This window comes from Thalassospira sp. UBA1131 (genome assembly GCF_002311515.1).
In the GTDB taxonomy this organism is placed as follows: Bacteria; Pseudomonadota; Alphaproteobacteria; order Rhodospirillales; family Thalassospiraceae; genus Thalassospira.
In genome coordinates, this window is record NZ_DCAO01000045.1 from 1 (window position 1) to 7,123 (window position 7,123).

At 54.9% G+C, this 7,123-nt stretch carries 5 protein-coding genes and 1 pseudogene; 2 read left to right on the forward strand and 4 right to left on the reverse strand.

Annotated elements, in window-relative coordinates; all coding sequences use genetic code 11:
* From B3Z49_RS07570 to B3Z49_RS07580, 3 genes are all read right to left on the reverse strand, one after another.
* Positions 1–842: homoserine dehydrogenase (locus tag B3Z49_RS07570; RefSeq protein WP_296989554.1), on the reverse strand; the 842-nt coding region annotated here is incomplete at its 3' end.
* 122 nt (positions 843–964) lie between these two features.
* Entirely contained in the window at positions 965–2,206 is a 1,242-nt protein-coding gene (locus B3Z49_RS07575; protein WP_063090045.1) for an LL-diaminopimelate aminotransferase, read from the reverse strand.
* A gap of 345 nt (positions 2,207–2,551) precedes the next feature.
* Positions 2,552–3,904, reverse strand: a complete 1,353-nt coding sequence (locus B3Z49_RS07580; protein ID WP_296989557.1) for an OmpA family protein — start codon at positions 3,902–3,904, stop codon at positions 2,552–2,554.
* 261 nt (positions 3,905–4,165) lie between these two features.
* On the opposite strand from B3Z49_RS07580, the gene B3Z49_RS07585 reads away from it, so the two are divergent.
* Both B3Z49_RS07585 and B3Z49_RS07590 read left to right on the forward strand, forming a co-directional pair.
* Positions 4,166–5,968, forward strand: a complete 1,803-nt coding sequence (locus B3Z49_RS07585) for a PHA/PHB synthase family protein (RefSeq protein WP_296989560.1) — start codon at positions 4,166–4,168, stop codon at positions 5,966–5,968.
* 89 nt (positions 5,969–6,057) lie between these two features.
* Entirely contained in the window at positions 6,058–6,930 is an 873-nt protein-coding gene (locus tag B3Z49_RS07590; RefSeq protein ID WP_296989562.1) for an NAD(P)-dependent oxidoreductase, read from the forward strand.
* Here the strand turns inward: B3Z49_RS07590 and B3Z49_RS07595 are convergent.
* Positions 6,927–7,123: pseudogene (locus tag B3Z49_RS07595) on the reverse strand (methylamine utilization protein MauG); the annotation flags it as partial. The gene B3Z49_RS07590 and the pseudogene B3Z49_RS07595 overlap by 4 nt on opposite strands.

Sequence of the window (7,123 nt, forward strand, 5' to 3'; positions counted from 1 at the left end):
CCTTCGACCTTGGAAATCTGGGTTGCACGATCGACCATCACCGGGGATACGCGCTGCTCGATGCCCTCGGCAGTCTGTTTGGCAATGCCAAGCAGCTTGATGCGATACCCAAGTTCTTCAGCAAGCTGGATATCAAGCGCTGAAACGCTGCGGATGCCTTCGACCGCAACCGCGTCAAAGTCGACTTCGACCCCAAAGGCAAGGCTCGCCAGGATCGCAAGCTTGTGCGCGGCATCAATGCCATCGACATCAAAGGTCGGATCGGCTTCGGCATAACCAAGTTTTTGTGCCTCTGCCAGAACGTCGGCAAAGTCACGGCCCTGTTCACGCATGGTGGTCAGGATGTAGTTACACGTGCCGTTCAAAATACCGGTCACGCGCGAAATCTCGTTACCAGCCAGACCTTCACGCAGTGCCTTGATCACCGGAATACCGCCAGCAACCGCCGCCTCATAGGCAATGGTGACATTGTTGGCATCAGCAATCCGTGCAAGTTCCGCACCCTTAAGCGCAATCAGTGCCTTATTGGCGGTCACAACGTGCTTGCCGTTTTCAAGGGCGGCCTTGCAGGTGTCATAGGCAATGCCATCCGATCCGCCGATCAGTTCGACAAGGATGTCGATATCCTTGTCTGCGGCAAGGTCACGGGCATCATCATACCAGGTCAGGCCTTCGGTGGAAAAACCACGATCGCGAGTTCGATCACGCGCCGATACCGCTGTGACGACAATCTGGCGACCCGAACGGTCTGTCAGAAGGTCGCGATGTTCACTCAGCAGTTTAACGGTTCCGGCACCGACCGTACCAAGGCCTGCCACACCGATTTTGACGACGTCTTTCACGATAACTCCTTGTCGCGTGGTTACATCTTTGGCTCCGCCCGTGATCAAAAAAGATCACTGCGCCCTGATAACAGAACGCCCGGGACATGTCCCGGGCGAAACACAGAATGCTTTATGAGATATCAGACGGATTTCTTCAACAGTTCACGTGCAGATTCTGCATCGGGGCACTTGGCGAAGAACTGTTTGATGTTGCGATTGGCCTGACGAATGCGGTGCTTGTTTTCAACAAGCGCGATACGCACATGGCGATCACCATACTCGCCAAAGCCAAGACCCGGTGCCACGGCAACGCCTGCTTCCTGCAAAAGAAGCTTGGAAAAATCAAGCGAACCCAGTTCGGCAAAGGCATCGGGGATCGGTGCCCAGGCAAACATCGTTGCCGCCGGGCTCGGGATTTCCCAACCGGCACTTTGCGCCCCTTCGATAAAGATATCGCGGCGCTCGCGGTACAGATTGCGGAATTCCTCGACACAATCCTGCGGACCGTTGAGGGCTGCGGTTGCGGCGACCTGAACCGGGGTAAAGGCACCGTAATCAAGATATGACTTGATGCGGGTCAGTGCGTTGATCAGCTTTTTATTGCCGGTGGCAAACCCGATACGCCAGCCCGCCATCGAATAGGTTTTCGACAGCGAATAGAATTCAACGGCGATATCCTTTGCGCCCTGACACTGCAGGATCGAGGGCGGCGGATTGCCATCAAAATAAATCTCGGAATAGGCAATGTCCGACAGCACATAGATTTCATGCTTGCGGCAGAAATCGACAACTTCCTGGTAGAACGCCAGATCCACCACAAGGGCGGTCGGGTTGGCCGGGAAGTTCAGAACAACTGCACTTGGTTTCGGGACCGAGTGTTTCACCGCGCGATGAAGCTGATCCATAAAGCTTTCGGTATTAAATGTCCCCTGATCATCGTGACCAATCGGAATATGGCGCAATGCGGCCCCGGCAATGATGAAGCCGAATGCATGGATCGGATAGGACGGGTTGGGCACCAAAAAGATATCGCCTGGGCTTGTGATCGCCGCAGCCAGGTTTGCCAATCCTTCCTTGGAACCAAGGGTCACAACGGTTTCGGTTTCCGGATCAATATCCACGCCAAAACGACGGCCGTAATAGGCCGCCAATGCCTTGCGCAGGCCGGGAATGCCGCGCGACATCGAATAGCCATGGGTGCGCGGGTTCTGGACCGTTTCAACCAGCTTATCCACGATATGCTGTGGGGTCGCCGGGTCCGGGTTGCCCATGCCGAAATCGATAATGTCCTCCCCCGCTCGCCGCGCCGCCGCCTTCATCGCATTTACTTCTGCGAATACATAAGGCGGAAGACGTTTTATGCGGTGGAAGTCCTGCGACATTATCCTGTTTCCTCGTCAAATCACTGAAATTCGAATTTTATGCGAAAAGCATATCCTCGATTTCTCGAAAGTTGCGTTTAGACCCGATATTCAGGCCATTAATAGCGTACAATTCGAAGGATGTACCTTTTCTTGAAATCATACTCAACGAATTAATGCGCGGAAAATACGCATAAATGCGATTTACGGCATGGAAAGGACCGGGTGACGTCAGGCTGACGGCAAAAACCCGACCATTTCGGCACGCCCGATCCCGCACGTACGATGCCCAAACGCAAAAAAACGCGGAAGGATTTCTCCCTCCGCGTTTTGCTGTTTGGTTCTGAACTGTTCTGATCGACGTGATCAGTAATCCAGATAAATCTCGACACGGCGGTTGCCGGCTTCGCCCGCCGGAACGCCTTCGTAGTAGCGCGGATCGGCCGAGCCATCCGCCCCGACAAAGATTGCATTCGGATTGACGCCAAGCTCAATCAAACGCGACACGACGGCCGCCGCACGGCCTTCGGACACACGGCGGTTTACCGCCAGGTGCTGTTCAAGCGACATGTTGCCTGTACGCATCGACGCATGACCAATCACGCGGATAAAGCCGCTGGTCTGCTGCCATGTTGCGGCAACCTGTTCAAGCACGTTGTAATCGGCACCACCAAGGTTGGTCGAACCGTGCGCGAACTGGATCTGTGCGATCTGGACTTCATTGACAGCCGGACCAACCCGATCAATCGACTGCACGCCAAGGCGCGATGCCAGCGCATCGTTGGTGACCGTCATGTCAACAGTCATGGAGTCGCCATACATCGGCTCCGCCCCGCCCAACTGGCTTTCATCGACGATCACCGAACCATTGTCGGAATACATCGAATAATCAAATTCCTGCGTCTGCACTGGCGCCGGTTCGTTGGCAAAGACGCCCTGACCTTCGGCCAGACGACGCTGATACTGATCCATGACCGGATCACCAGACGATGCCGGAGTACCCGCACTTGTCTGTTGTGCAGGCTGCCCACTTTGCGCTGCCTGTGCTGCCTCATAGGCTGCGAGCTGCTGGGCCCGGGCATCAGCCCCCTGTGCCGCAGTCGGTGCTGCAGGCGGGGCTTCTGGCGTCGGGACCGGACCACTGGAAGGTGATTTTGCATTCCATTCGTCGGCAATCTTGGAGCCGCTTGGCGCAGAGGTTACCGCGCTCGTGGTGGCAGTTGCCGCCGCAGAACTGCCGGTATCGGCCATCGAACTGCTGGAAACCGGTGTTGTCGGTGCCGGATTGATCGCGGGTTGCGACGCCGGTGCTGCCGGTGCGGCTTGCAGCGCGTTCACAGGCGGGCTGCTTTGACGGCGGCCACCCTGCTCATACTGGGCATTCTGGCGGTCTGCTGCCAGGCCGGCAACCAGTGCATCACGTTCTGCATCGCCGGTGACAACCGGTTTGGCGGGCGTGTCGGAAAGGTTCGGGTATTCGCCATCCTCACCTGGAATGGCTTCGTCGGATTTGACGGCGCGCTCTTCATCTTCGCCATCAAACATATCACCGACGGATTTGCCCCACTCGACCGGATTGATCGCATCGGGAACCGAAGAACAGGCGCCAAGTGTCAGCACCACAGCCAGGGCCGAGCCCGTCTGCAGCAATACCCGCAGCTTCCCCCTTGCAGTCTCCTGCCAAGCCCCCTGCCCGGTGGTCGATTTCAGAACGCCCATTTCTTTTCGCTGCTCCAAATTCAGTTGGACGACGTCTGCATTAAATCAATCCGCAAAAACGTCACCTTATAATTCTTGTACTACCCCTAAACGACGCGCTAGGCTAAGGCCATGATAAGCTTGGGATCAAGCAAAGTTTCAACCCGGAACGTCAATCGGATACCCGGAACATAGAACGTCAAAAGTCTTGCGATATTGCAAAGACGCAAAAATGTTCTGAAGTTACCTTGTATCCGCGGCGGTATCATAAGGGAATGCCCCATGAGCGATCAACAGGCCATCGAAACTGAAAACAAACATCCGGATCCCGAAAAGCTCTCTGCCGCTATGGCAGAGATTGCTGAGAAAAGTCAACGACTTGTGTCTGAATTCCTGGCAAAGCAGGCAGAAGATCCGGAAATATCCGACCCGGACCCGCTTAATATCGGCTCTGCCTTTGCCGAATTGACCACGCATATGATGCAAAACCCGGTCAAGCTGGTCGAAGCCCAGATGGAGCTTTGGCAGCAATATTATACCCTGTGGCACAACACCACCCTGCGTATGATGGGCGAAGAAGCCGAACCGGTTGTCTCCCCGCAAAAGGGGGATCGTCGATTCCGTGACGAGGCATGGGAAAACAATGAACTGTTTGATTTCATCAAGCAGTCATATTTGCTGTCATCCCAATGGATGCAAAACGTTGTCCATGACGTGGACGGGCTTGACGACAAAACCGCCCAGAAAGTCGAATTTTACACCCGTCAATTCGTCGATGCGATTTCGCCGACCAACTTCCTGATGACCAACCCGGAAGTCATACGGACCACAATCGAATCTGGTGGTGAAAACCTGCTTAAGGGTTTGCAAAACCTTCTGGAAGACCTTGAGCGCGGCAAGGGCAAACTGCAAATCCGCATGACCGATCTTGATGCCTTCAAGGTTGGCGAAAACGTCGCCACCACCGAAGGATCAGTGGTCGGCAAAACGCCGTTGATGGAACTTCTGCAATACAAGCCAAGCACCGACAAGGTCGCAAAACGCCCGCTTGTGATCGTCCCGCCATGGATCAACAAATACTACATTCTTGATCTGCGCCCGGAAAACTCCTTCATCAAATGGGCGGTTGATCAGGGCCACACGGTGTTTGTCCTGTCCTGGGTTAACCCGGACAGCGAACTTGCCGAAAAATCGTTTGAAGACTACGCCAAGGAGGGCGTTCTTGCCGCCCTTGACATGATCGAACAGGCCACCGGCGAGAAAGAGGTCAACGCCATCGGCTATTGCCTTGGTGGTACGCTTCTGGCCTCAACATTGGCCTATATGGCGAAAATAGGGGATGACCGGGTTAAATCCGCGACCTTCCTGACCACGCTGACCGATTTTGAAAAGTCGGGTGAACTTTCGGTCTTTGTGGATGACGAACAGATCAAAAGCCTTGAACACAAGATGTCCAAAGAGGGCTACCTTGACGGGCGCGATATGTCGATGTCGTTTAACATGCTGCGCGCCAATGATCTGATCTGGTCGTTTGTGGTGTCCAACTACATGCTGGGCAAGGATCCGTTCCCGTTTGATTTGCTGTATTGGAACTCCGATTCCACCCGCATGCCCAAGGCAATGCACAGCTTCTATTTGCGCAATATGTATAACAAGAACCTGTTGCGTGAGCCGGGCGGCATCAAGATCTTTGGCGAACCGATTGATCTGCGTGACATCAAGATCCCGGTCTATTTCCTTTCAACCCGCGAAGACCATATCGCACCGTGGCAGGCAACCTACGCCGGGACGCAATTGATGTCAGGCCAGGTCAAATTCGTCCTCTCGGCATCGGGGCATATTGCCGGTGTGGTCAACCCGCCTGCAGCCAAGAAATATTGCTATTGGACGTACAATCGCAATCCGGCCAACCCGGAAGACTGGATGGCCAAGGCCGCCCAGCATGAAGGATCCTGGTGGACCGATTGGCAAAACTGGGTCGGCCGTCGTGCCGGCGGCAAGGTCGATGCCCGCAAACCGGGCGATGGCAAGCTTAAGGTCATTGGCCCGGCCCCCGGCGAATATGTCAAAGTGAGCTTGTCCTGATCTGATCGCAGACCACCCCGACACATTTTCACGGTCTGCCATTACGGCGGACCGTTTTCTTTTATCCGAATAGATCGAAGGGAATAGTGATGCCCCACACAATCGGCTTTCTTGGCGCTGGCCGCATGGCATCGGCGATGATCAAACGCCTGCTTTCAAAGGGGTATGACGTCAAGGTCTGGAACAGAAACAAAGCCAAGCTTGACCTGCTTGTAGCCCTTGGCGCGGTCGCCTGCGACACACCGGCAATGGCCGCCAAAGATGTCGATACCGTGATTTCATTTATGTCTGATGACGCGGCAGCACGCTCTGTTTGGCTGGGCGATGATGGTGCGCTGGCCACCATGCGAAAAGACAGCATTGCGATTGAATGCTCCACCCTGTCGCACGCCTTTGTGCTTGAGCTTTCAAAAACAATAGAGGCTGCTGGTGTACGATATGTTGATAGCCCGGTAACGGGTATTCCCATCGATGTTGAAGCGGGCAACACCATCTTTTTGATCGGAGCTGCGCCTGAAACCCTTGATCGCATTACCCCGATCCTCAATGACACCGGCAAAAAGACCATTCATTTCGGCCCGATCGGATCCGGCACGGTTTACAAGTTGATGCACAACTTGCTCGGCGCTGTTCATATTGCTGCCGCCGCCGAACTGGTCGCGGTCGCGCAAAAGGCGGGGCTTGATGGCCAAACCGTTGCCGATACCTTTGCCATTGGCGCAAATGCCAGTGGGTCCGGCCTTATGACGGTTCCTGGCATGGTCAGCGGCAATCATCACGAAAACATCCACTTCACCAATGCCTTGCGCGCCACGGATGCATCCTATGCGGTTGCCTTGGTCAAGGAACTCGGCATGTCGACGCCAGTTGGCCAAAGTGCGTTTGAAGTGTTCGAAATGGCAACAAAGTCCGGACTTGGCGACTTGGCACAAAGTGCGGTGATAGAAACGCTGAAAGCTTAGTTAGCTGTGGCCGCCTGCTGCTGTTCCAAAAGCGGTTCATAGCGCGCGTCGGTCAATGTCTTGAGGAAGGCGACAATGGCATCGATGCGCTTTTCATCAAGGGCATCGCCCTGCTCAAGCTCTTTAAGCGAAATGGTCTCGGCCACTTCCGGTTCGCCCCACGGCTGGCCGGTTTCCGGGTTGGTCTGATTGA